Annotated in this window: 20 protein-coding genes and 5 tRNA genes; 19 read left to right on the forward strand and 6 right to left on the reverse strand. The window is 53.7% G+C overall.

Annotation, left to right across the window (positions count from 1 at the left end; all coding sequences use genetic code 11):
* Positions 1–118: 118 nt before the first annotated feature.
* From CIK95_RS10395 to CIK95_RS10415, 5 genes are all read right to left on the reverse strand, one after another.
* The gene (locus CIK95_RS10395) at positions 119–586 is read right to left on the reverse strand and encodes a nucleoside deaminase (RefSeq protein ID WP_022309638.1); all 468 of its coding nucleotides are present in this window, start codon (positions 584–586) and stop codon (positions 119–121) included.
* 221 nt (positions 587–807) lie between these two features.
* On the reverse strand, positions 808–2,052 hold the full coding sequence (gene serB / locus CIK95_RS10400; RefSeq protein WP_022309639.1) for a phosphoserine phosphatase SerB: 1,245 nt from the start codon (positions 2,050–2,052) through the stop codon (positions 808–810).
* A gap of 80 nt (positions 2,053–2,132) precedes the next feature.
* Positions 2,133–3,077 carry a DMT family transporter gene (locus CIK95_RS10405; protein ID WP_094466962.1) on the reverse strand — a complete coding sequence of 315 codons (945 nt, stop codon included), beginning with the start codon at positions 3,075–3,077 and terminating at the stop codon, positions 2,133–2,135.
* Positions 3,078–3,304: 227 nt separating this feature from the next.
* The gene (locus CIK95_RS10410) at positions 3,305–6,661 is read right to left on the reverse strand and encodes an AAA domain-containing protein (protein ID WP_254046455.1); all 3,357 of its coding nucleotides are present in this window, start codon (positions 6,659–6,661) and stop codon (positions 3,305–3,307) included.
* A 6-nt stretch (positions 6,662–6,667) separates the two neighbouring features.
* Positions 6,668–8,155, reverse strand: a complete 1,488-nt coding sequence (locus tag CIK95_RS10415; protein ID WP_094466963.1) for a hypothetical protein — start codon at positions 8,153–8,155, stop codon at positions 6,668–6,670.
* Between the two features lie 234 nt (positions 8,156–8,389).
* On the opposite strand from CIK95_RS10415, the gene CIK95_RS10420 reads away from it, so the two are divergent.
* Entirely contained in the window at positions 8,390–9,601 is a 1,212-nt protein-coding gene (locus CIK95_RS10420) for a hypothetical protein (RefSeq protein WP_144007807.1), read from the forward strand.
* A gap of 27 nt (positions 9,602–9,628) precedes the next feature.
* Positions 9,629–9,820, forward strand: coding sequence for a hypothetical protein (locus tag CIK95_RS10425; RefSeq protein ID WP_094466965.1), 192 nt, complete (start codon positions 9,629–9,631; stop codon positions 9,818–9,820).
* 257 nt (positions 9,821–10,077) lie between these two features.
* Here CIK95_RS10425 and CIK95_RS10430 read toward each other — a convergent pair whose 3' ends face one another.
* Complete coding sequence (locus tag CIK95_RS10430) at positions 10,078–10,551, reverse strand: hypothetical protein (protein WP_144007808.1); 474 nt, start codon at positions 10,549–10,551, stop codon at positions 10,078–10,080.
* Positions 10,552–10,574: 23 nt separating this feature from the next.
* Between CIK95_RS10430 and rpsU the strand changes: the two genes are divergently transcribed.
* From rpsU to rpoC, 17 genes are all read left to right on the forward strand, one after another.
* Positions 10,575–10,766 (forward strand): 30S ribosomal protein S21, encoded by a 192-nt coding sequence (gene rpsU / locus CIK95_RS10435; protein WP_022309645.1) that lies wholly within the window; start codon positions 10,575–10,577, stop codon positions 10,764–10,766.
* An 82-nt stretch (positions 10,767–10,848) separates the two neighbouring features.
* Entirely contained in the window at positions 10,849–11,727 is an 879-nt protein-coding gene (gene xerC / locus CIK95_RS10440; protein ID WP_254046456.1) for a tyrosine recombinase XerC, read from the forward strand.
* Positions 11,728–11,756: 29 nt separating this feature from the next.
* Complete coding sequence (hpf, locus tag CIK95_RS10445; protein ID WP_022309647.1) at positions 11,757–12,056, forward strand: ribosome hibernation-promoting factor, HPF/YfiA family; 300 nt, start codon at positions 11,757–11,759, stop codon at positions 12,054–12,056.
* 102 nt (positions 12,057–12,158) lie between these two features.
* A tRNA-Thr gene (locus CIK95_RS10450) sits at positions 12,159–12,232 on the forward strand.
* Between the two features lie 36 nt (positions 12,233–12,268).
* Positions 12,269–12,351 (forward strand) — tRNA-Tyr (locus tag CIK95_RS10455).
* 6 nt (positions 12,352–12,357) lie between these two features.
* Positions 12,358–12,430, forward strand: a tRNA-Gly gene (locus CIK95_RS10460).
* An 8-nt stretch (positions 12,431–12,438) separates the two neighbouring features.
* Positions 12,439–12,510, forward strand: a tRNA-Thr gene (locus CIK95_RS10465).
* A gap of 99 nt (positions 12,511–12,609) precedes the next feature.
* Complete coding sequence (tuf, locus tag CIK95_RS10470; RefSeq protein WP_094387056.1) at positions 12,610–13,806, forward strand: elongation factor Tu; 1,197 nt, start codon at positions 12,610–12,612, stop codon at positions 13,804–13,806.
* Positions 13,807–13,868: 62 nt separating this feature from the next.
* Positions 13,869–13,941, forward strand: a tRNA-Trp gene (locus tag CIK95_RS10475).
* A gap of 16 nt (positions 13,942–13,957) precedes the next feature.
* The gene (gene secE / locus CIK95_RS10480) at positions 13,958–14,149 is read left to right on the forward strand and encodes a preprotein translocase subunit SecE (protein WP_022309509.1); all 192 of its coding nucleotides are present in this window, start codon (positions 13,958–13,960) and stop codon (positions 14,147–14,149) included.
* Positions 14,150–14,157: 8 nt separating this feature from the next.
* Positions 14,158–14,703 (forward strand): transcription termination/antitermination protein NusG, encoded by a 546-nt coding sequence (gene nusG / locus CIK95_RS10485; RefSeq protein ID WP_094387055.1) that lies wholly within the window; start codon positions 14,158–14,160, stop codon positions 14,701–14,703.
* Positions 14,704–14,793: 90 nt separating this feature from the next.
* Entirely contained in the window at positions 14,794–15,234 is a 441-nt protein-coding gene (rplK, locus tag CIK95_RS10490) for a 50S ribosomal protein L11 (protein ID WP_022309507.1), read from the forward strand.
* Positions 15,235–15,254: 20 nt separating this feature from the next.
* Positions 15,255–15,947 carry a 50S ribosomal protein L1 gene (gene rplA / locus CIK95_RS10495; protein WP_022309506.1) on the forward strand — a complete coding sequence of 231 codons (693 nt, stop codon included), beginning with the start codon at positions 15,255–15,257 and terminating at the stop codon, positions 15,945–15,947.
* A gap of 18 nt (positions 15,948–15,965) precedes the next feature.
* Entirely contained in the window at positions 15,966–16,481 is a 516-nt protein-coding gene (rplJ, locus tag CIK95_RS10500) for a 50S ribosomal protein L10 (RefSeq protein ID WP_022309505.1), read from the forward strand.
* A gap of 77 nt (positions 16,482–16,558) precedes the next feature.
* Complete coding sequence (rplL, locus tag CIK95_RS10505) at positions 16,559–16,936, forward strand: 50S ribosomal protein L7/L12 (RefSeq protein ID WP_094387054.1); 378 nt, start codon at positions 16,559–16,561, stop codon at positions 16,934–16,936.
* 134 nt (positions 16,937–17,070) lie between these two features.
* Positions 17,071–20,883, forward strand: coding sequence for a DNA-directed RNA polymerase subunit beta (gene rpoB / locus CIK95_RS10510; RefSeq protein ID WP_022309503.1), 3,813 nt, complete (start codon positions 17,071–17,073; stop codon positions 20,881–20,883).
* A 27-nt stretch (positions 20,884–20,910) separates the two neighbouring features.
* The gene (gene rpoC, locus CIK95_RS10515) at positions 20,911–25,230 is read left to right on the forward strand and encodes a DNA-directed RNA polymerase subunit beta' (protein WP_094466968.1); all 4,320 of its coding nucleotides are present in this window, start codon (positions 20,911–20,913) and stop codon (positions 25,228–25,230) included.
* Positions 25,231–25,713 lie beyond the last annotated feature (483 nt).

The raw sequence follows: 25,713 nt of genomic DNA on the forward strand, positions 1-25,713 counted from the left end.
GTCAGTTTTTTTCGTCATCCATAACAAATAAACGATAGTTCGCGCGGCGGCGGGACAACTCCTCTGCAACCAAAAAAGCCAATATCCTCTGCCTGTGGCGGATATTGGCTTGTAGGGGTCAATACTCAGTCTTGCTGTCGCTCTCTCTCCATGCCTCAAAGGCTTTCTTGGCTTCATCGGGCAGCAGGATGCGCATGGGCTTGTGGCGGTCTGCCGGAGCGAGGGCTATCTCCTGATAGATGAAGTCGTCGTCGAAACCTATTGCGGCAGCGTCCTTGCGGTCGTTGGCATAGTAGATGTGGTCCAGATGTGCCCAATAGATGGCACCGAGACACATGGGGCAAGGCTCGCATGAGGTGTAGATGTCGCAACCACTGAGGTCAAAGGTACCGAGACGCAGCGAGGCGGCGCGGATGGCACTGACCTCGGCATGGGCGGTAGGGTCGTTGTCGAGGGTCACACGGTTGGAAGCCTCGGCCACCACCACGCCGTCGCGGGCTATCACGGCGCCGAAGGGGCCGCCGCCTTTGCGCACGCTCTCTTCGCTCAGGGCGATGGCGCGTCTCATCAGTTCTTCTTTCGTCATAATCGTTCTTGTTATTATTGTTTCCTGCACAAACTTATTCATTTTTTTTGAATTCCCCAAATAATGTGTGTTAAATATCCATCATAGTCCCGCTGCGCGCATCGCCAGACTCCACGGCAGAGACCATAACCGCAGCCGTCATACACCCGCTTCGGACAAAACAAAACCGCAATGCCCTGGTGTGGACATTGCGGTCGGGAGTGTCGTGTATGGTCGCGGGGTCAGAAACGGCCCTGGTCTTCGAGATAACTGTCCTTGAACCCGAGGAAGTAGAGCACTCCGTCGAGTCCAATCGTATTGATGCTCTGCTCGGCGCTTGCCACCACGCGTGGCTTGGCATGGAAGGCTATGCCCAGACCGGCTTCGCTCAGCATGGGCAGGTCGTTGGCACCGTCGCCCACGGCGATGGTCTGCGCCAGGTTTACCTTCTCCACTTGTGCGATGAGCTTCAGCAGTTCGGCCTTGCGTGTACCGTCTACTATCTCTCCCACATAGCGTCCGGTGAGCTTGTTGTTATCGTCTATCTCCAGCTCGTTGGCGTAGACATAGTCAATTCCGTATCTGCGCTGGAGGTATTCGCCGAAGTATGTGAAACCACCGCTGAGGATGGCTATCTTGTATCCACATCTCTTGAGTACCGACATGAGACGGTCGGCGCCCTCGGTGATAGGCATCTTCTCGGCTATCTCCTGCATCACACTTGCATCGAGGCCCTTGAGCAGTGCCACGCGTCGGGTGAAACTCTCCTTGAAGTCTATCTCGCCCCTCATGGCGCTCTCGGTGATGGCGCGCACCTTGTCGCCCACTCCGGCGCGGTCGGCCAGTTCGTCGATGCACTCGGTCTGTATCAGCGTCGAGTCCATATCAAAGCATATCAGTCGGCGCATGCGTCTGTACATGTTGTCCTTTTGGAATGAGAAGTCTATACCCATGTCTGCCGACATGTGCATGAGGTCTCCCTGCATTTCCTTTTGGTCTCGGGGCGTGCCACGCAGCGAGAACTCGATGCAGGCCCTCACGTTGCGGTTGGTCTTCTTGATGCTCTGGCGTCCAGTGAGGCGCAGTATCGAGTCGATGTTGAGCCCCTGCTGCGCGATGATTTTGGTGGCTGAGGCAATCTGCTCTGCGGTGAGCGTCTTGCCTATCAGGGTGAGGATGTAGCGGTTCTTGCCCTGCTTGTTGACCCATGCCTCGTACTCGTCGTCGCCTATGGGGGTGAAGGCTATTTGCACCTGCAGTTCGGTAGCCTTGAAGAGCAGTTCCTTCATCACCTGTCCCGACTGGCGCTCGTCTATACGGATGAGGATGCCAAGTGAGAGAGTGGCGTGGATGTCTGCCTGACCGATGTCGAGTATCTGGGCTTTGTGGCGTGCCAGTATCTCTGTGACCATCGCGGTGAGTCCCGGGCGGTCTTGACCGGTAATGTTTACCAGTATCTGTTCAAATTTCTTGTTGTCTTGTTCCATTCTTTGTGTATCTTGATGCACAGGTTGCAAAAGTACTTGTTTTCCTGCTGACTTACAAATTTATGCGCTTAAATCTTTCCTCACTTGTGGCGTACGTGGTTGAGTATGCGTGGGAACATACGGCGCAGCCGCATCAGGTATTCACCTGTCTTGCTTCCGCCTACCACCATTGTCACAGCCGCGATGATGAGCGTCAGACCCACCATGTCGCGCGGGGTGAGGGTCTCGCCGAAGACGAGCACGCCGAAGATGATGGCTGTCACGGGCTCCAGCGCTCCCAGTATGGCGGTGGGCGTAGAGCCAATGCGCTGGATGGCAGCCGTGGTGCAGAGGAAGGAGATGGCGGTGGGGAAGAGCGCCAGCGCCACCACGTCGGCCCACATATACCACTGGCTGGCGGCGGGCATGGTGAAGGGCGTGCCTGTGGCAAAGCGTCCGGCAAAGATTACAGCGCCGAACACCAGCACGTAGAAGGTAATCTTGAGCGTGGGGATCTCGCTCAGCATGGGGCGGTTGGCGCCCACGATGTATATGGCGTAGCTCAGCGACGATGCCATGACCAGAAGCGTGCCCACCAGACTCAGTGTGTCGCCGTCGCTGCCACGATAGAGCAGCCCTATTCCGCTCAGAGCCATCACGATGCAGAGGATGGTGGTGATGGTGAGCCGCTCCTTGAAGAAGAGTGCCATGATGACCGCCACCATGATGGGGTAGACGAAGAGCAGCGTTGAGGCTATGCCTGCCGCCATGTGGTTGTAGCTCTCAAAGAGGGTGAGCGACGAGATGGCCATTATCAGACCCATCGCCACGAGTGGCAGTATCTGGTGCCGGCGTAGTCCGAAACCGCGTCCGCGCATCATCAGCATAGCTGCCAGCATAGGTATGGCGGTCATATAGCGGAAGAAAAGAACCGATTCGGGGTTCATACCTATTTTATATAGGGGCAGGGCGAAGAGGGGATTGGTTCCGTAACTTGCGGCTGCGATGGCAGCCAGAATATAACCTTTAGTAGTGTTGCTAAGCATAGAGATATCTGTTGTGTAGCAGCCCGCAACCGTAGCGGCAGCTCTGTTTGACGGTGCAAAGGTACTAATAATCTATCCATGCCACGCCATGACTGCCCACTTTTTTTATCCCCGTCTGCCAATTGTCTGTTTTCCAGCTATGCGAGGGCCTTACGGCCACCACAATCGTTTGTGGCAAAGCCTCTGCGATATGGCCTCTGCCGATTATCCTTGCTCCCACGACCGGACTACTCTTCTTGCGGCTCGGCATATCCCTCCCTGCTGCGTATATGGTCCAGGAGTTTTGCGAAGAGTGCGTTCTGGCGCAGCGTATGTTCGTGTCCGGTAATGATGAGCTGCTTGCGGGCACGCGTGAGCGCCACGTTGAGCTTGCGGTCTATCACCAGGCCGTCTTCCTCCATGCAGTTGGCGGTGAGGAAGTCCAACTGGTAGGCGTGCTGGATGGTAAACGAGTAGATGATAACGTCGCGCTGCGACCCCTGATACCGTTCTACGGTGTCGATGGATATGCGGGTGAGCGGCTCGATGCCCATCTGCTCAATCTCGCGACGTATCATGGCTATCTGGTTGCGGTAGGGCACGATGACGCCCACCGTGCGGTCGGGGTCGAAGCCCTTGCCACAGTAGGAGTATATCCGCCCGACTATCCGAGCTACTATCCTCGCCTCTACGGGGTTGACCTTGTCTGACTGGGTGGGTGAGAGATTGCCGGCCGAGGGGAAGTAGAGCAGGCGGTGATGGTGGAGAAGCGTGTCGAGACTGTCGGCGGCGTGGGGCAGTGGCGTGGGGTAGATGACGTCGGTCTGCTGGTGGGGCAGGGGCACGCACTCCAGCTGCTCGCGACGGTAGAACATCTCGTTGGGGAAACTTGCGATGTCGGGGTGCATGCGTCCCTGACGTCGCAGGATGCCCACAAACTGCGTGCGACCCAATGCCATCTCGCGGCGGTAAAGCCGCTCGAAGAGCGAGTTGCGGCAGTCGGTGAGATGGATGGCTGTGAGCAGCGGGTCGGTGGTCTGCGAGAGTGCGGCGGGCTGCTGTACCACTGCCGGCAGCTGCTTGTAGTCGCCCACCATGACAAACTTGTCGATATGGGTGAGCAGCCCCATCAGCGAAGGCTCGAGTATCTGGCTGGCCTCGTCGATGATGGCCAGGGAGAAGTGGCGCAGCGCGAAGAGGGGCGTGCGGCTCTGCAGCGTGGTGGTGGTAGCCACGACCACGCGGGCCGAGAGCAGCGTCTGGCGCACGAGGTCGAGTCTGGGAGTCTCGCCCACGCGCCTGTCGAGCAACTGGTCGCGGAAGCGGGGGTCGCAGGTGTACTCGTTGCCTATGCGCAGATAGTCTATGCCCGCCTCGGTGAGCATGGCGCAGATTTCGTCTACCGCCCTGTTGGTGTACGAGGTGAGCAGCAGCGATGCGTCGGGGTCGCAGAGTGCCTCTTCGACCATGAAGCGCAGCGCCATCGATGTCTTGCCGGTTCCCGGCGGGCCCACGAGCAGGAAGAATTCGTTGGCCTGCTTGACCTTGAGCAGCGTGGCGTCGTAGGTGGGGCTGTAGGGGCGGGTGAGCAGTCGCGAGGTGTCGGCTGTGGGTTCGCGCTGCGAGAGGAGCAGCTGTCGGCGGTCGCTCGGCGCGTGTATCAGTTCGCTCAGACTGCGCAGATTGGCGGTAAAGGTGTTGTCTGAGCCGCTGTGCTCTACGGCATAGGTGCTGTCGGCGAGTATATGTTCGTTCTGCTGGCCGTCGTTGAGGTGCACGGTGATGCTGTGTTGGCTCATCGTCACTATCGAACCCTTGAAGAGGATGGCGCCGGTGGGGTTGGGCGTGTCGGTGTAGGCATAGAGATATATCGAGTCGCCCGGGCGGAAGTTGGGCAGGAAGTCCTCGCCCTGGTCGGGCACGTCGAGGCTGACGATGTCCCATCCGCCGCGTCCCTTGCTCTTCTCCTTGCCAGTGATGGTGAGCCCGGTGTAGATGTTGCCCATCTCGCGCTTGGTGGCGAGCGGCATGTTCCACAGGTCGGCCATGCTGGCACTTACGCCTTCATTGCTGCCCACCTTGGCAGCCAGCTGCTCGCGCATCACAAATGTCGCCATGGTGCAGAAGTAGGCGTGCTCTACGGCGCTCATGGTGTGGAGCGGAGTGAGCAGGCGCTGGAGCTGGGGCAGAATGTAGTCGGAGAAGAAGCGGGTAGACAGTTGTCGCTCGTTGATGGTCTCGGGGGTGAGCTGGTCGATGATGCTGCCAAACCCGTCGTGGGCTATGGCGTAGTCTTGCGCCACGATGCGGTTGCGCAGGGCAATAGCCTCGCGGAAGAGGGCCTGGTACTCGTTGACGGCTACCAGTCCGCCAGGCAGGGGATACTTGGAGTAGAGCAGGCGTATGTCGGTCTTGCGGTGGCCCAGTCCGAAGTTCTGGCGCAGCAGCCCTGCATAGAGCAGCAGCTGCACATAGTGGTCCTCCTTCTGGAAGGAGCCATACTGGTTGGCATATCCGCGCTCGATATTGTAGTTGCGCCCCGACTTCTGTTCGACCAGCAGCCGCATGTCGGTGGTCATGAGGTCGATACGACCCTGGATGCCCAGCCGCTCGCACACGAAGGAAGGCTCGAGGATGGCCCGGTCGCGCCTGTAGGGACGGCGGCGCGAGGCGGGGTCGGGGGCGAAGAGATTGTCTACGATGCCGCACAGATTGTCGACCTGCGCCTTGGCGTCGACCTTGAATTTGGCTCCGCCGGCAAAGTCGGGGCAGGTGCAGTAGTCGAGCGCCCGCTCGCGGAAATTGGTGCGCAGGGTGTCGAGCCAGTCGTAGTCCGTCGGGTGGTTGATGATGTCGTCGAGGGCGCGCCCGGCGAAGTTACCCAGGAGTATGGCATAGGAGTTGGCGGCAGGGCTGAGCCTGTTGGCGACATAGGCGAGGGGATGGTGGCCGTAGTCGGTGAAGCAGCGCGCTATCTGGCTGATGTCGAGCAGATAGTCGGGCTCGACGATGATGAGCCCGGGCTCGAGGTGTTTGCCCTCATGGCAGTCGATGAGGTTGAGCTGCATGCCGCGCTTGAGCAGGGGCTGCAGATAGCAGTGGGCGGTGTAGTCGACGGTGTAGGTGTCGCCCGTGCCTTCGCCGTCGGCATGGACGTGGATGAACTGGTCGTCATGGTCGGTGACCACGCAGCGCAGATAGCGGCGGTCTATGGTGTGGCTGAGGTCGGCGGGACGCCCCATGACGGGCAGACGGCCCACGAGGGTCGAGGGCACGTCGGTGGAGGTGACTGCCGACACGAGCAGAGCCAGCGCGCGCAGGTCGTAGGGCCAGTCGGCATCGGCGATGGGCTCGGTGCTGTTGGAGTGGCGGCGCATGGTCTGTACCTCCTGCCTGTCGGCGGCGCCCACGGCACGGCTGCGACACAGGTAGTCGACCTGCGAAAACAGGTTGCCAAAGGCCATGCCCGTATCCTTGACTCCCTCATGACACACCTGCGCTAGGGCGGCGTGCAGACTCCTGTTGCGCACCTCGACGGCATCGTTGTCGAGGTGCGCAAGCGCCTCTACACGCCGGTAAAGTAGTGTGGCTGTATCTGGCATCATGTTCTCTTAGTAGGCAGCACGTGTGAATACGGTGCCATTGCGGTAGTAGATCTGGCCGCCTTCATCGCTGAGGTCGCGCCACTCGTCGCTGGAGCCTACGCGCTGGAAGTGGTGCAGCTTGCCGTCTTCTCCGGTGGCATAGAAGTCATTGCCCTCAGAGAGCTGGCGCTTGGCGTTGGCGGCGGCTTCGAGTTTGTCGCTGCGCACCTTGCCCTGGAGCAGACAGTTGAATATCCACAGCAGTACGACGATGGCCAGCACGGTGAAGCCGCTTATCCACTTGTATATCTCGTGGACGGGCAGCATCCTGTGGAGCTCGGAGCGGTGGGCGCTGGTGGCATAGGCGATGATGATGTTGGGCAGGGCGAGTATCACGTTGATGCCGAAGACGGGTATCAGTGACACGGGCAGCCACATGGCTACCACCACGGTGTTGACCACAATCACCATCAGTATCTCGACTGCAGTGAGCCAGAAGCCCTTGTCGGTATCGCAGGCCTCAGCATCCTTGATGTGGCGGCTCATCATCCAGCAGTTGTAGGCCATGGCGCAGGCCAGTGCCGTGAGCATGATGATGGCGCCCAGACCTTCAAAGAAGCCGGCAAAGAGATTGGCGAAGATGGTCTCGGTCAACTGGGGCACGCAGAGGCATACCGTGATGACGGCGATGAGGGCCAGTAAGAGATAGTTGCTCACCAGGAGCAGTTTGGGCATCTTCTGGTACTCGGTGCTGATGGTCAGCTCGTCGTCGTAGGTGGTTATCTTGTTCTTCGGACCCAACTCTATCTCGTCGCGCTCGGCAAAGAGCAGGATGGCCATAATCACTGCCAGCACGGTGATGCCCAGGAGCGAGTAGAAGATGGTACTCTTGTAGACCAGCAGGCTCTTGTTGTGGATATACTCCTGCATCTTCTCTTGCTCCGGGTCGGGCTGGGGTGCGGGGGTGTAGTCGGGGCTCACGCGCTGGGCTGCCTCGGCCACGGCGTCGGCATTGATGCCGAGAGGGGCATTGCGCAGGAGGCGTATCTTATACCGCTTGGTGTCGATATTGGCTATGTTCTGCATGATGGGCTCGCCGTCCTTGACCTGCTTGATGACCATAGGCTTGCCCACATTGTCGGCATCATCGAGCGAGTAGTGGCCCTGGGCGTCGACATTGATGAAGCCCTTGACGTGGAGCTCCATAGCGCCGTCGGCAGCGGTGACAATCTGCATGAATGTCAGATTGCGGTTCTCGGAGACGCGCGGGTTCATGACTGCCAGCTGTCTGTCGGCATAGAGATACAGCTTGCCGTCGCTCTCCTGTCCGGCGTAGGCATAGGGGTTGTCGTTGTCCAGGTCGATGACTGCCGTGGGCTGCATGGCCTCGGTCTGTGGCTCGATTACTTCTGTGCGGTATTTCACCGCAGGGTGCAACTCGTTGAGAACGGATAGCGCGAGGGCAGCTATCACATAACAGGCAATGTGGATGGTCCACTTCTTAGATGTCTTCATTGTCTATATAATATAAATAGGTGTAATGCGATTGTCAATGTGTGACAAAGGTAAAAATAAAAAACGAGTAATGGGTGCAAAAGGGCACACTTTTTTGTCTGGCCATGACAAGTAGGGAGAAAAAGTGGGTCCGGCAGAGTTTTATACGTATCTTGAGAGCTGTGGACAGAATGATTTTCGCTAATTTTGCAGACTGTTGGCATGGTGCCGGCAAGCATAACGGAAATGGAAGATATGATACAAGTGATAATAGACGTGAAGGTCAGGGACTGGGTGACGGCCCGCGATATGGTGATGACCGTAGAGGTAGACGAGAACTCGGTGCGCCGTCTGATGCTATACCCCTATGTGGGTAGGACGCAGGTGGACAGGCGCGAGATGGCTCCGATGATAACCGAGCTGGATAGCGCCATAGGCAGCGGGCTCGCCATACTGCTGGCAGACGAACTGCTGAGTCAGGAGGCTGAGGTAGACTGCAGCATCGATTTCGTGGACAAGAACAGGCAGCTCGTCGAGCGCTATGGATGGACCGATGCCGCCAGCATCTATGCCGCCTACAGCGAGGGCAGGGACTACAACAGATATGCGCTGCGTCTCTTCCTCGACGACTGCAGCCGCCGGGAGGGCCCAGACAACCACTACACGCGCCACTATGTGGAAAAGGCGCTTGCCCGCGACTCCGACGCCCTGGATGTGCTGGGTTGCATCGACAAGTATGACGAGCGGGGCGAGCCCAACCCCTTCTATGCCGAAGATTACTGTCAGAACCAGACTCCGCAGTTCCTTCTGGAGATGTTGTTCGCATTCCAGTGCAACGACGAACCGCCGATAGACAACCTGCACCAGTTCTTCCTGCACGGGGTGGGGATAGAGCCCGACGCGCGGATGGTGAGCATACTCGAGGACTGCCAGCGCCGCATGGCAGAGGTGGAAGAGTATATCGACTGTAGGGACGAGACGGGGCTGAAGATGCTGCTCGCTTCGCCCGAGGACGACTGCAACCACTTCCTCGACATCGTGGAGTCGTGGTGTGGCGACGCGAGGCTCGATTATCTTGGCGTGTTGGTCGTGTCGAGGCTCTACGGCTGTCGTATAGACAATGCCTGCCGGAAGCGGGTGGTAAGGCTCGTCACCCGGTATGCCAAGTGGGGTTGGACCTATGCCTTGGGCGCCCTCTCCTGTCTGGCCGAGGACTGCGGCATTGATGAGGTTGAGGCTGCGATTGCCCGTATATTCACCGAGATGCCATCGCCGCAGGCCTTTGATGACTACCGCGAGGTGCTCGGCAGATATTTTCATCGCAACGACTATCTCGAGACCTGTTTCAAGAACAGCCAGACGCTTGCCCGTATGGACGGCGAGAGCGAAGACGACTCGATGTTTGTCCCTAAGGAAGAGGACGAATTTCCCTTCCGTCACAACGGCTATAGCGGTGACCAGTGTTAGCGCCATGTGGCTGGCTGTGGCGGCGGGATGGGCAAGAGGTTGAGCCACCACAGCCCCGAGGATATCAGCGACAGCCCCGAGAATATCCGTGGCAACTCCAGGGATATTCGTGACGGCCCCAAGGACACCCGCGACGGTCTCAAGGATATCCATGACAACTTCAAAAATATCCAAGACAGCCCCAAGGAAAACCACGACAGTCCGAGGAAGAGTGGATAGAAACCCAACCGCCCTCCCAGCCGCTCCCAGCGTTGTAGCAATCGTCACCAATAGGCAAATCACCATTTCTGCCATTCCCTACATTATTATATATATAAGGGCAGTCACTTTATAGTCCCTGACCATCCACTTTATTGTGCATTGCAGCCCACTTTGTTGTACACGGCTACCCATCTTGCTACATCCGTTGCCCGCATTGTCTGCGAGTTTGTCCACTTCGTCGCACCTATTACCCGCTTCGCTCATCCGTTAGCCATTCACATTCCCATGCAGCATCCCATCAGAGTAATTTCGTGACACGCAATACCAGTATCAAGCTCCGCAACAATCATTTCAAGCCATGAAATATCCATATCCCTCCTCGCAATAATTCTGAAGATACCCTCGGCGACCGTGAAGATACCCTCGGCGACCGTGAAGGTACCCTCAGGAAGTGTGAAGGTGCCCTCGGCAATTCTGACGATGTCCTCGGCGAAAGCGCCGATAATCTCCCTTTTTGCATCAGTCCTTCCCCGACTTCCATCCATAATCTCCGCCCCAGAAACGGGGGCTGCGGAGGGCGTATCTATGGGTTGGAATGGGCTGGAGATAGTGGCACTGAATGGCGTAAATGCAACAATTTCAGCCGTTTTGTGAAAAAATAGGGCAAAAAACTTGCCCAAGTGACAAAATAGCAGTAATTTTGCAGCCGCTATTATTGGGCGCATGCCCGAAAGCAATAAGTTTAACATAATTAATTAATAAAAACAAGACAATGATTATTGTACCAGTAAAAGATGGTGAGAACATCGAAAGAGCTCTCAAGAAGTTCAAGAGAAAATTCGAAAAGACAGGTGTTATTAAGGAACTCCGCTCTCGTCAGCAGTTTGATAAGCCTTCTGTTTTGAAGCGTCTCAAGATGGAACACGCCATCTACGTACAGAAGCTCCGTCAGGAAGAGGAATAATTTTTCCTCCGAAAATTTGGTAGTTTGAATTAATTTCCGTATATTCGTTGCCGAAAACAGTAATGTAATAGGCGCGATGGCGATGATTGGCGAATTTTTGGACTACTTGCGGTTTGAAAAGAACCGTTCAGAGTTGACTGTTAGCAGTTATGCCGAAGACCTGAAGGCTTTTGAGGCATATTTCAAAAATTTGGACATGCTGCTTTCCTGGGAGACTGTCGATGCCGATGTCATCCGTGGATGGATGGAAAGCATGATGGATAAAGGCAACAGGGGCACTTCTGTTAATCGCAGACTGAGTGCTCTTCGCTCGTTTTACCGTTATGCTCTGGCTCACCAAAAGGTAGCCCGCGACCCGTCGAGGATGATTAAGGGCCCGAAGAAGGCAAAGCCCCTGCCGCAATTTCTGAAAGAAGAGGAGATGAACCGGCTTCTGGATGTGGTGGAGTGGGGTGATGACTTCGAAAGCGTAAGGGCAAGGACGATGCTGATGACTTTTTACGAGACAGGCATACGTCTCTCTGAATTGACAGGACTGGACGACACGGCGATAGACTGGGCTAACCATGCTGTCAAAGTGTTGGGAAAGCGCAACAAGCAGCGCATCATCCCTCTGGGTGATGAACTGGAGTACACCTTATTAATATATATAAGGGTGCGTGATGAGCAGGTCAAGGCCGGTAACGGCGCCCTGTTTGTGACTCGCAAGGGAGAGAGGATGAGCGGTGACCAGGTAAGAAACGAGGTGAAGCGATGTCTGTCGCTTGTATCCACGCTCAGCAAACGGTCGCCCCATGTGCTCCGCCATACCTTCGCTACCGCTATGCTCAATCATGAGGCTGGTCTGGAAAGTGTGAAGAAACTGTTGGGTCATGAGAGTCTCTCTACGACCGAAATCTACACCCATACCACCTTTGAGCAACTCAAGCGAGTATATCAAGAAGCCCATCCAAGGGCGTAACTCTTTAATTAAATAAAAAGGAGGTAATTATGGAAGTTAAGATTCAGTCGATACATTTCGACGCTACCGAGAAGTTACAGGCGTTTGTCGAAAAGAAAATCGCCAAGTTGGAAAAAACTTATGAAGATATTCAGAAAGTAGAGGTGCAATTAAAAGTGGTGAAGCCTGCCACCGCTCTCAACAAGCAAGCCTGCGTGACTGTGGGTGTGACCGGCAAGGACCTTTATGTTGAAAAGACTTGTGACACATTTGAGGAAAGTATTGACCAGTGTGTCGAGAGCCTGAAGGTTCAACTCACCAAATTCAAGGAAAAACAGCGTAGCCATTAAAAAAAACTGCAAAAAGTTTTGGCAATAGAAAAATAATGCGTATCTTTGCAGCCGTTTTACAACATGTCCTAAAAACGAGTCGCTCGGCGGCTGCAAGGATTTGCCTCTTTAGCTCAGTTGGCCAGAGCACGTGATTTGTAATCTCGGGGTCGTTGGTTCGAATCCGACAAGAGGCTCAAGAAACGGAAACGGACGCATGGCCGTAAAAATATGGGTGGTTACCAGAGTGGCCAAATGGGGCAGACTGTAAATCTGCTGGCTTTCGCCTTCGGTGGTTCGAATCCATCACCACCCACTCAACGCGGAAATAGCTCAGTTGATAGAGCACTAGCCTTCCAAGCTGGGGGTCGCGGGTTTGAGCCCCGTTTTCCGCTCTAAATTTGCTGTAATAGCTCAGTGGTAGAGCACTTCCTTGGTAAGGAAGAGGTCCTGAGTTCAACTCTCAGTTACAGCTCTAATTCTTATCTCATTCCGGCAGAACGGAAAGGATATGGAAAACAAACAATATATTAATTTAAACTGATTTTCATTATAAAAATTAAATATCAAAGCTATGGCTAAAGAAGAATTCGTACGTACCAAACCGCATGTAAACATCGGTACTATCGGTCACGTTGACCACGGTAAGACTACTTTGACAGCTGCCATCTCTCTCGTTCTTCACAAGAGACTGGGTACTGGCGAGGAAGTTAAGTCATTTGACCAGATCGACAACGCTCCTGAGGAGAAAGAGCGTGGTATCACTATCAACTCTGCTCACATTGAGTATGAAACAGCTAAACGTCACTATGCACACGTTGACTGTCCCGGTCACGCTGACTATGTAAAGAACATGGTTACTGGTGCTGCTCAGATGGACGGTGCTATCCTGGTTTGTGCTGCTACTGATGGTCCTATGCCTCAGACACGTGAGCACGTGCTTCTCGCTCGTCAGGTAAACGTTCCCCGTCTGGTAGTATTCCTGAACAAGTGCGATATGGTAGACGACGAGGAAATGCTGGAGCTCGTTGAGATGGAGCTTCACGAGATTCTCGAGCAGTATGGCTATGAAGAGGATACTCCTATCATCCGCGGTTCTGCACTCGGTGCTCTGAACGGTGTTGAGAAGTGGGAGGACAAGGTTCTCGAACTGATGGATACTGTTGATACATGGATCCAGGAGCCTGTTCGCGAGGTTGATAAGCCTTTCTTGATGCCTGTTGAGGACGTGTTCTCAATCACTGGCCGTGGTACTGTTGCTACAGGTCGTATCGAGACTGGTAAGTGTAAGGTAGGTGACGAAGTTCAGCTGCTCGGTCTCGGTGAGGACAAGAAGTCAGTTATCACTGGTGTTGAGATGTTCCGCAAGATTCTTGCTGAGGGTGAGGCTGGTGACAACGTAGGTCTGCTTCTCCGTGGTATCGACAAGAACGAGGTTAAGCGTGGTATGGTAGTTGTGCACCCCGGTGCTATCACTCCTCACGATCACTTCAAGGCTTCTATCTACGTATTGAAGAAGGAAGAGGGTGGCCGTCACACTCCATTCGGTAACAAGTATCGTCCTCAGTTCTATCTCCGTACTATGGACTGTACCGGTGAAATCAAACTTCCTGAGGGAGTTGAGATGGTAATGCCTGGTGACAACGTAGAGATTGAGGTTACCTTGATTTACAAGGTTGCTCTGAACGAGGGTCTCCGTTTCGCTATCCGTGAGGGAGGTCGTACAGTAGGTTCTGGTCAGATCACAGCTATCCTCGACGACGTTAAGTAATCAGAGAATTAGTTGAAAAACTAAATACAAGTCTCCGCAGCTGCGGTTGCGGAGACTTTCTTACGGGTTTAGCTCAGTTGGTAGAGCACTGGTCTCCAAAACCAGGTGTCGGGGGTTCGAGCCCTCCAACCCGTGCAAAAATAAAAAATATATGTTTAAGAAAATAGGAAATTATTGCAAGGCTTGTTATAACGAACTTGTACATAAGACCACTTGGCCGTCATACGCTGAGCTGACGCATAGCGCTGTTGTTGTGCTGTCTGCTTCTGTTGTGGTGGCTCTTGTTGTTTTCGCAATGGATAGTTTTTTCCGTTTTGTGATGACTACCATCTATCCTAATTAAAGGTAACAATGGCAGAAACTGGAATGAATTGGTATGTACTGCGCGCCGTTAGTGGCAAGGAGGCCAAGCTCAAAGAATATATTGAGGCCGAAATCAAACACAACGATTTGCTCAGTGCTAATGTAGCTCAGGTACTTATTCCTACAGAGAAGACATATTCTCAGCGTAACGGTCGTCGCGTGGAGAAGGAAAAAATCTCTCTGCCAGGATATGTTTTTGTGCAGGCAACACTCATCGGTGATGTTGCACATACTTTGCGCTTTATGCCCAACTGTTTAGGTTTCCTCGGAGGTCTTGACAATCCATCACCTGTTCCCCAGAGCGATATCAACCGTATGCTCGGTGCTGCTGAGGAAGCTGAGTTTGCCGCAGACGTAAACATCCCTTACGAGGTAAACGAGGTTGTCAAGGTTACCGACGGTCCTTTCAGCGGATTTACCGGTATCATCGAAGAGGTGAACACCGAAAAGCGCAAGCTCAAGGTTATGGTGAAAATCTTCGGACGCAAGACACCGCTTGAGTTGAATTTCATGCAAGTAGAAAAAGAAGGATAGGCGCATATTGTTACGGTGTGTCTTCCTAACAAGTCGAGAGGCTTCCACTCTTCAGACTGATAATTAACAAAAAATCAATTATTAACAAAAATGGCTAAAGAAGTTGCTGGATTAATCAAATTACAGATTAAAGGTGGCGCTGCGAATCCTTCACCACCCGTAGGTCCTGCTTTGGGTTCTAAGGGTATCAACATTATGGGATTCTGCAAAGAGTTCAACGCCAGAACCCAGGATAAGGCAGGTAAGATACTTCCTGTTGTTATCACTTATTATACAGACAAGTCTTTCAGCTTTATTATCAAGACTCCTCCCGCAGCTGTGCAGTTGAAAGAGGTGGCCAAGGTAAAGAGTGGTTCAGCCCAGCCCAACCGTCAGAAGGTGGCAACCGTAACCTGGGATCAGGTAAAGGCTATCGCCGAAGACAAGATGGCTGACTTGAACTGTTTCACTATCGAGAGCGCTATGAGACTTGTTGCCGGTACTGCTCGCAGTATGGGTATCACTGTAAAAGGGGACTTCCCTGGAGAATAATTTAAAAACTTCAATTAAAGATGAGTAAACTGACAAAAAATCAAAAATCAGTCGCTGAGAAGGTTGAAGCAGGGAAGATGTACACACTCAAGGAGGCTACAGAGCTGGTCAAGGAAATTACCACTACCAAGTTTGAGGCTTCTGTTGACGTGGACGTTCGTCTTGGTGTTGACCCCCGTAAGGCAAACCAGATGGTTCGTGGCGTAGTATCTCTTCCTAACGGAACAGGTAAGGTTACGCGTGTACTCGCCCTCTGTACTCCCGATCAGGAAGCAGCTGCCAAGGAGGCAGGTGCCGACTACGTTGGTCTTGATGAATATATCGAGAAGATCAAAGGCGGATGGACAGATATCGATGTCATCATCACAATGCCCTCTTGCATGGGTAAAGTAGGTCCCCTCGGCCGTGTCCTCGGTCCTCGTGGTCTTATGCCTAACCCCAAGAGCGGTACTGTAACTATGGATGTTGCTAAGGCAGTTAAGGACGTTAAGCAGGGTAAGATTGACTTCAAGGTAGATAAGGCTGGTATCATCCACACCTCTATCGGTAAGGTTAATATGACCGCCGAGCAGATTTATGGTAACGCTAAGGAGTTTATCCAGACCGTTATCAAGTTGAAGCCTGCTGCTGCTAAAGGTACATATATCAAGAGTATCTTTATTTCAAGCACTATGAGTAAGGGTATCAAGATTGATCCTAAATCAGTTGAATAACTCTAAAAGTTTTGTACAATGAAGAAAGAACTTAAAGATACTATTATAGCAGAGCTTGGACAGAAACTCAAGGAATATCCCCATTTCTATCTTGTTGACGTAACAGGATTGAATGCAGAGAAAACCAGTGATTTCCGTCGCCAGTGCTTCAAGAGTGAAATCAAGATGGTCGTTGTGAAGAACACCCTTCTCCACAAGGCAATGGAAGAGTCTGAGATTGATTTCTCTGAGCTCTACGGTAGCCTGAAGGGTAGCACCGCCGTCCTCTTCGCTCACACAGCGAATGTACCTGCCAAGTTGCTTAAGGAATATACCAAAGAGGGTATCCCCGCACTTAAGGCTGCTTACGCAGAGGAGGGTTTCTTCGGAGCTAACCAGCTCGAGGAACTCGTGGCTATCAAGAGCAAGAACGAAGTTATCGCAGATATTGTTGCTTTGCTTCAGTCTCCCGCCAAGAACGTTGTTTCTGCTCTTCAGTCAGGCGCAAACACCATCCACGGTGTGCTCAAGACTTTAGGCGAGCGTCCTGAATAATAATTGCAATGTAACAATTACAATTACATAAAGTCAAAGATATATTTATTACAAGAACAATTAAAATTTAGAATAAAATGGCAGACATTAAAGCTATTGCAGAAGAATTAGTAAATCTTACTGTTAAGGAAGTAAATGAGTTGGCAACAGTCCTGAAGGACGAGTACGGTATTGAGCCCGCAGCTGCAGCTGTTGCTGTTGCTGCTGGTCCTGCTGCTGCTGGTGCAGCCGCAGCTGAGGAGAAGACATCTTTCGATGTTGTCCTCGCTGAGGTAGGTGCTACAAAGCTCCAGGTAGTTAAGGCTGTTAAGGAGGCTTGCGGTCTTGGTCTGAAAGAGGCTAAGGATCTCGTAGACGCTGCTCCTGCTACAGTTAAGGAAGGTCTCTCTAAGGAAGAGGCTGAGAACCTGAAGAAGGCTATCGAGGAAGCTGGCGCTAAGGTAGAGCTCAAGTAATAAGAACTCAGTTTTCTCTTAAATATGGTTAGGATTTGCCCAGTCGGTGAGTCCTAACCTTTTTGTGTCTTTCTATAGACGCTGATGCCCAGCCCGCTCTTTCGGGCTTTTATAACAGATCATTTAATTCATTTATGGCTACAAAAATTGTCGATAACAGAGTAAATTTTGCCAGCGTGCATAATCCGTACCCTTTCCCGGATTTTCTCGATGTGCAGTTGAAGTCTTTCAAGGACTTTTTACAGTTGGAAACTCCGCCTGAAGAACGCAAGAATGACGGTCTGTATAAGGTGTTCGCTGAGAACTTCCCTATCACCGATACTCGCAATAACTTCGTTCTTGAGTTCTTGGATTACTATATTGATCCGCCGCGTTACACCATAGACGAGTGTCTGGAGCGTGGCCTTACATATAGTGTGCCTTTGAAGGCTAAGATGAAGCTGTTTTGTACCGACCCCGACCACGAGGATTTCGGAACCGTCATCCAGGACGTGTTCCTCGGTACCATTCCTTACATGACAAGCAACGGTACATTCGTTATCAACGGTGCTGAGCGCGTGGTAGTTGCCCAGCTGCACCGTTCACCGGGTGTATTCTTCGGTCAGGGTGTGCATGCCAACGGTACTGTGCTTTACAGCGCACGTATCATTCCATTCAAGGGCTCTTGGATTGAGTTTGCGACCGATATAAATAATGTAATGTATGCTTATATCGACCGTAAGAAGAAATTGCCTGTTACGACACTGCTGCGTGCCATCGGTTATGAAAGCGATAAGGACATTCTGCGCATCTTCGACCTTGCCGAGGAGGTAAAGGTCAACAAGAAGAACCTCAAGGCCTGCGTAGGCCGCAAGGTTGCCGGTAGCGTGGTGACTCGCTGGAACGAGGATTTCGTGGATGAAGATACTGGTGAAGTAGTATCTATTGACCGTTCGGAAGTTATCGTTGAGCGTGAGACAGTCATCACCGAGGAGATGATACCTGAGATTCTGGAAAGTGGAGCTCAGAGCATTCTCCTGCACAAGGATGCCGAAGCCGGTAACAAGTATTCTATCATCTTCAATACATTGGCCAAAGACCCCTCTAACTCTGAGAAGGAGGCCGTGCTCTACATCTATCGCCAGCTGCGTAATGCTGACCCTGCCGATGATGCCAGTGCCAAGGAAGTATTCCAGAATCTGTTCTTCTCTGACAAGCGTTACGACTTGGGCGAGGTGGGCCGCTACCGTATCAACAAGAAGTTGGGCCTGAACACCGAGTCTGATGTCCGCGTGCTTACCAAGGAAGATATCATCGAGATTATCAAATATCTTATCCAGCTCGTCAACTCCAATGCTACTGTTGACGATATCGACCACCTGAGCAACCGCCGTGTACGCACGGTAGGCGAGCAGTTGGCCAACCAGTTCTCTATCGGTCTTGCCCGTATGGCCCGTACCATCCGTGAGCGCATGAACGTTCGTGATAATGAGGTGTTTACTCCTACCGACCTGATTAACGCCAAGACCATCTCGAGCGTTATCAATTCATTCTTCGGTACCAACCCTCTGAGCCAGTTCATGGACCAGACCAACCCCCTTGCCGAGGTTACCCACAAGCGTCGTCTTTCGGCCCTTGGTCCTGGCGGTCTTTCTCGTGAGCGTGCCGGTTTCGAGGTTCGAGATGTACACTATACTCACTACGGCCGTCTGTGTCCTATCGAGAGTCCTGAAGGTCCTAACATCGGTCTTATTTCATCACTCTGTCTGTATGCCAAGATTAACGACCTCGGTTTCATCGTTACACCTTACCGTAAGATTGTTGACGGCAAGGCCGACATGGACAACAAGGACGTGGTATACCTTACCGCAGAGGAGGAAGAGGCCAAGATTATCGGTCAGGGCAATGCGCCCCTTACTCCCGAGGGCAACTTCATCCGCAAGGTTGTAAAGTGCCGTCAGGATGCCGACTATCCAGTAGTTGCTCCTACCCAGGTAGATTACATGGACGTTGCTCCCCAGCAGATTGCTTCTGTTTCAGCAGGTCTTATTCCTTTCCTCGAGCACGATGACGGTCACCGTGCGCTGATGGGATGTAACATGATGCGCCAGGCAGTGCCATTGCTCCACAACGATGCACCTATCGTAGGTACCGGTCTGGAGAAGAAGGTCTGCGAGGACTCGCGCACCATGATTACCGCCGAGGGCGACGGTGTCATCGAGTATGTTGACGCCACCACCATCCGTATTCTTTACGACCGCACCGAGGAGGAAGACTTCGTCAGCTTCGAGCCTGCTCTCAAGGAGTATCGCATTCCCAAGTTCCGTCGTACCAACCAGAATATGACCATCGACCTTCGTCCTATCTGCGACAAGGGTCAGCGTGTGAAAGCCGGTGATATCCTCACCGAGGGTTATGCCACCGAGAATGGTGAGCTGGCCCTGGGTCGCAACCTGCTCGTAGCCTACGTGCCATGGAAGGGTTACAACTATGAGGACGCCGTCGTTATCTCTGAGCGCCTGGTAAGTGAGGATGTGCTCACTTCCGTACATGTCGACGAGTATTCACTCGACGTGCGTGAGACCAAGCGTGGTGTGGAAGAGTTTACCTCTGATATCCCCAATGTGAGCGAAGAGGCTACCAAGGACCTTGACGAGAACGGTGTTATCCGCGTCGGAGCCCGCGTAGAGCCAGGCGATGTGCTCATCGGTAAGATTTCGCCCAAGGGCGAGAGCGACCCCTCACCCGAGGAGAAGCTGCTGCGCGCCATCTTCGGCGACAAGGCCGGCGATGTGAAGGACTCTTCACTCAAGGCCAATCCATCACTCAGCGGTGTGGTTATCGACAAGAAGCTCTTCTCTCGTGCCATCAAGACTCGTGAGTCCAAGAAGCAGGACAAGATTGTTCTGGCCAAGATTGACGAGGAATACGAGGCAAAGAATGAGGACCTGAAAGATATCCTCGTTGACAAGCTCCTTGAACTCACCGAAGACAAGAAGTGTGAGGGTATCAAGGACTATACCGGTGCCGAAATCATCTCCAAGGGTTCTACCTTCACCGCTACTGCGCTGAAGAACCTCGAGTACGACGGCATCCAGAGCAATGGCTGGACTGGCGACGAGCATACCGACGGCCTTATCCAGAAGCTCATCATGAACTATATCCGCAAGTACAAGCAGCTCGATGCCGAGCTGAAGCGCCGCAAGTTTGCCATCACCATTGGCGACGAGCTGCCTTCAGGCATCCTGCAGATGGCCAAGGTCTATATCGCCAAGAAGCGTAAGATTCAGGTGGGCGACAAGCTCGCCGGTCGTCACGGTAACAAGGGTATCGTTTCCAAGGTCGTACGTGCCGAGGATATGCCTTTCCTCGAGGACGGACGTCCTGTAGACCTGGTGCTCAACCCTATGGGTGTGCCCTCTCGTATGAACCTCGGTCAGATCTTCGAGGCCATCCTCGGTGCTGCCGGTAAGAAGCTCGGTGTCAAGTTTGCCACTCCTATCTTCGACGGTGCCAAGCTCAACGACCTCTCCGAGTGGACCGACAAGGCAGGTCTGCCCCGCCTCTGCTCTACCTATATATATGATGGTGAGACCGGCGAGAAGTTCGACCAGCCTGCTACCATCGGTATGACCTACTTCTTGAAGCTCGGCCACATGGTAGAAGACAAGATGCACGCCCGTTCTATCGGTCCGTACAGCTTGATTACCCAGCAGCCACTCGGTGGTAAAGCCCAGTTTGGTGGTCAGCGTTTCGGAGAGATGGAGGTTTGGGCTCTTGAGGCATTCGGTGCAAGCCATGTGCTCCAGGAGATTCTGACCATCAAGAGTGATGACGTCGTAGGACGTTCCAAGGCTTACGAGGCTATCGTCAAGGGCGATGCCATGCCTACTCCCGGTATCCCCGAGTCACTCAACGTACTTCTCCACGAACTCCGTGGTCTTGGTTTGAGTATCAAACTTGATTAAACGAGAACCCTTAATTATTTCAAGACAATGGCTTTTAAGAAAGATACAAAAATAAAGAATAATTTTACGAAGATTACCATCGGATTGGCTTCTCCCGAAGAAATCCTGGAAAATTCGTTTGGCGAGGTTACCAAACCAGAGACGATTAACTATCGTACCTATAAGCCAGAGCGTGACGGACTCTTCTGCGAGCGCATCTTCGGTCCTACCAAGGACTATGAGTGCGCCTGCGGCAAGTACAAGCGCATACGCTACAAGGGTATCGTCTGCGACCGATGCGGTGTCGAGGTTACCGAGAAGAAGGTACGCCGCGAGCGCTCAGGTCATATCGAACTGGTAGTGCCCATCGCACATATCTGGTATTTCCGTTCACTGCCCAACAAGATTGGCTATCTGCTCGGAATGCCTACCAAGAAGCTCGACGCTGTGGTCTACTACGAGAAGTATATCGTCATCAAGCCCGGAGCCTTTGAGGGCCGCACCGACAAGGACGGACTCGAGATCAACGGTTCTCACCGCATGGACCTTCTCACCGAAGACGAGTATCTGAACATTCTCGATACCCAGCTCGACCCCAACAACCAGCTCCTCCCCGACGATGATCCCAACAAGTTCATCGCCAAGATGGGTGCCGAGGCTATCCGCGACCTCCTTACCGACCTCGACCTCGACTCTATCTCTTACGAGCTGCGCGACCGAGCCAACAATGACTCCAGCCAGCAGCGCAAGACCGAGGCTCTGAAGCGCCTGCAGGTTGTCGAGGCTTTCCGCTCGTCCAAGGAGGTCAACAAGCCCGAGTGGATGATTATGAAGATACTTCCCGTCATCCCCCCCGAGCTTCGTCCGCTCGTACCCCTCGACGGTGGCCGCTTTGCCACATCCGACCTCAACGACCTCTACCGTCGTGTCATCATCCGCAACAACCGTCTGAAGAGACTCGTCGAAATCAAGGCTCCCGAGGTGATTCTCCGCAACGAGAAGCGTATGCTCCAGGAGGCTGTCGACTCTCTCTTCGACAACTCTCGCAAGGCCAGTGCCGTGAAGAGCGAGAGCAACCGTCCGCTCAAGTCACTCTCCGACTCACTCAAGGGTAAGCAGGGCCGCTTCCGTCAGAACCTTCTCGGTAAGCGTGTCGACTATTCAGCGCGTTCGGTTATCGTCGTTGGTCCTGAACTTAAGATGGGAGAGTGCGGTTTGCCCAAGCTGATGGCTGCCGAGCTCTACAAACCATTTATCATCCGCAAGCTCATCGAGCGTGGCATCGTCAAGACTGTCAAGAGCGCCAAGAAGATAGTAGACCGTCGTGAGCCCGTCATCTGGGACATCCTCGAGAATGTCATGAAGGGTCACCCCGTGCTCCTCAACCGTGCTCCTACACTGCACCGTCTGGGTATCCAGGCCTTCCAGCCCAAGCTCATCGAGGGCAAAGCCATCCAGCTCCACCCGCTGGCATGTACTGCGTTCAACGCCGACTTCGACGGTGACCAGATGGCTGTCCACCTTCCCTTGAGCAACGAGGCTGTACTCGAGGCACAGATACTGATGCTCCAGAGCCACAACATCCTCAACCCTGCCAACGGCGCTCCTATCACCGTGCCTTCTCAGGACATGGTGCTCGGTCTCTACTATATCACCAAGCTCCGTCCCGGAGCCAAGGGCGAGGGTCTGAGCTTCTACGGTCCCGAAGAGGCCATCATCGCCTACAACGACGGCAAGTGCGACCTCCACGCTCCTGTTAAGGTGCTCGTCGACGATATCGTTGAGGGTCAGCCCGTCAAGCATATTGTCGAGACCTCTGTTGGCCGCGTGGTAGTCAATCAGATTATCCCCGATGAACTGGGCTTCGTCAATGAAATCATCTCCAAGAAGTCACTCCGTGGCATCATCGCCCGCGTTATCAAGGCAGTCGGTATGGCTCGCGCCTGCGCCTTCCTTGACGGCATCAAGAACCTGGGTTACCACATGTCCTATGTAGCCGGTCTGTCGTTCAACCTCGACGATATCATCATCCCTGTTGAGAAGGAGGCTATCGTAGAGAAGGGACAGCGCGAGGTCGAGGAGATTACCAACAACTATAACATGGGTTTCATCACCGACAACGAGCGTTACAACCAGGTTATCGATGCCTGGACCCACGTCAACGACGAGTTGGGTGATGTTCTGATGAAGGAAATGACCGAAGCCGACCAGGGCTTCAACGCCGTATACATGATGCTCGATTCCGGAGCCCGTGGTTCTCAGGACCAGATCAAGCAGCTCTCCGGTATGCGTGGTCTGATGGCCAAGCCCCAGAAGGCCGGTGCCGAGGGCGCTCAGATTATTGAGAATCCTATCCTCTCCAACTTCAAGGAGGGTATGTCTGTGCTCGAGTACTTCATCGCTTCCCACGGTGCCCGTAAGGGTCTTGCCGATACCGCTATGAAGACTGCCGACGCCGGTTACCTTACCCGTCGTCTCGTCGACGTGTCCCACGATGTCATCATTACCCAGGAAGACTGCGGTACACTGCGTGGCCTCGAGTGCCGTGCGCTCAAGAATGGCGACGAGATTGTATCTTCTCTCGGCGAGCGCATCCTCGGCCGTGTGTCAGTCCATGACATCATCCACCCCACCACTGGCGAGCTCATCTGCGCAGCCGGTGAGGAAATCAATGAGGAGAAGGCCGACATCATCGAGAAGTCACCCATCGAGATGGTAGAAATCCGCTCCGTACTTACCTGTGAGAGCAAGCGCGGTATCTGTGCCAAGTGCTATGGCCGCAACCTCGCCACCTCGCGTATGGTACAGCTGGGCGAAGCTGCCGGTGTCATCGCCGCTCAGGCCATCGGTGAGCCTGGTACACAGCTTACACTGCGTACATTCCACGCCGGTGGTGTGGCTGGTAATGCAGCCGCCAACGCCAGCATCGTTGCCAAGAACAATGCCCGCATCGAGTTTGAAGAGGTGCGCGACGTTCCCTTCCGCGACGACGAGTCCAAGGATTGCCGTATGGTCGTAAGCCGTCTGGGCGAGATCCGATTCATCGACCCCAATACCGATATTGTCCTCTCTACCCTCGACCTGCCCTACGGTTCTATCCTCTACAACAAGCACGGCGACATCGTCAAGCAGGGCGACCTCATCGCCAAGTGGGACCCCTTCAATGCGCTCATCGTTACCGAATATGCCGGTACACTGCGCTTCAACGACGTCATCGACGGTGTCACCTTCAAGGCCGAGACCGACGATACCACAGGTCTTTCCGAGAAGATTATCATCGACGCCAAGGACCACACCAAGGTTCCTACCTGCGATGTGCTAGACGCCGACGGCAATGTGCTCGGTACCTACAACTTCCCCGTAGGCTGTCACGTAGTGGTAGAAGACGGACAGAAGGTATCTACCGGTGCCACTCTCGTTAAGATTCCACGTGCCGTAGGAGGTGCTGGTGACATCACCGGTGGTCTCCCACGAGTTACCGAGCTCTTCGAGGCCCGCAACCCCTCTAACCCCGCAGTCGTATCTGAGATCGATGGCGAGGTCACTATGGGCAAGCTCAAGCGTGGTAACCGCGAGATCATCGTTACGCCCAAGCACGGCGAACCCCATAAGTATCTTGTCAATCTGAGCAAGCAGCTGCTCGTGCAGGAGCACGACGCCGTGCGTGCCGGAACTCCACTCTCCGATGGTGTCATCACTCCCAATGACATCCTTGCCATCAAGGGTCCCACCGCCGTACAGGAGTACATTGTCAACGAGGTACAGGATGTTTACCGCCTCCAGGGTGTGAAGATCAATGACAAGCACTTCGAGATTATCGTGCGTCAGATGATGCGCAAGGTTCAGATTAATGACCCGGGCGACACCACATTCCTTGAGCAGGAGCTCGTAGACAAACTCGACTTCGCCGAGGAGAACGACCGCATCTGGGGCAAGAAGGTAGTCACCGACGCCGGCGACTCCGAGAACCTCAAGGCTGGTCAGATTATCACTCTCCGCAAGCTGCGCGACGAGAACTCAAGCCTCAAGCGCCGCGACCTGCACCTCGTCCAGGTGCGCGATGCCGTCCAGGCCACAGCCACCCAGATACTCCAGGGTATCACCCGTGCTGCCCTCGGTACCAAGAGCTTCATGTCTGCCGCTTCGTTCCAGGAGACCACCAAGGTGCTCAACGAGGCTGCCATCCGTGGCAAGCAAGACCGCCTCGAGGGTATGAAGGAGAATGTTATCTGCGGTCACCGCATCCCCGCCGGTACAGGTCTGCGCCAGTTTGACAAGCTCATCGTTGGTTCGCGTGAGGATTACGAGCGCATCGAGGCCAACAAGAAGAACATCCTCGACATCGACGTCAAAGACAGCAACATCTAAGGTTTTTCCCTTGATTACAACATAAGCGAGAGCCGCCGGCCCACTTAGGGCCATGCGGCTCTCGCTTTTTTTCAATGATACAGCCGTTATTGAGTTTTGTATGGAGCCCCAGACTGCTTGATCATGCGATTTGGAGCATTATCCGCCGGCTGCATGACGGCTACGCCGTAGCTCTGCAGATTGCTGTGGAGTCGGCAGAATTGTTAAAAATGTTAATTCCCGTTTGGTTTCATCCGCCTTATGTGTCTTATTGGTGTAACAAAGCCACAGTACAATGACCGAAAACCAGTTCATCAGCCTTGTCCCGCGACTGCGCCAGGTGGCGCTCACCGCAGCTGTCGGCGCCGGAAGTGATGGGGTCTGCGGATTTTTCCGGTTGGTAACACCGTATGTTAGGAATAAAGTCGTACCTTTGCCATATGGAACAGACCAAGCTACTACGCGCCATTCTTCCGGATGTGCTTATAGACAACTTCGATGTTG

Origin of the sequence: Prevotella sp. P5-108 (genome assembly GCF_002251385.1) — a bacterium.
Taxonomy (GTDB): domain Bacteria; phylum Bacteroidota; class Bacteroidia; order Bacteroidales; family Bacteroidaceae; genus Prevotella.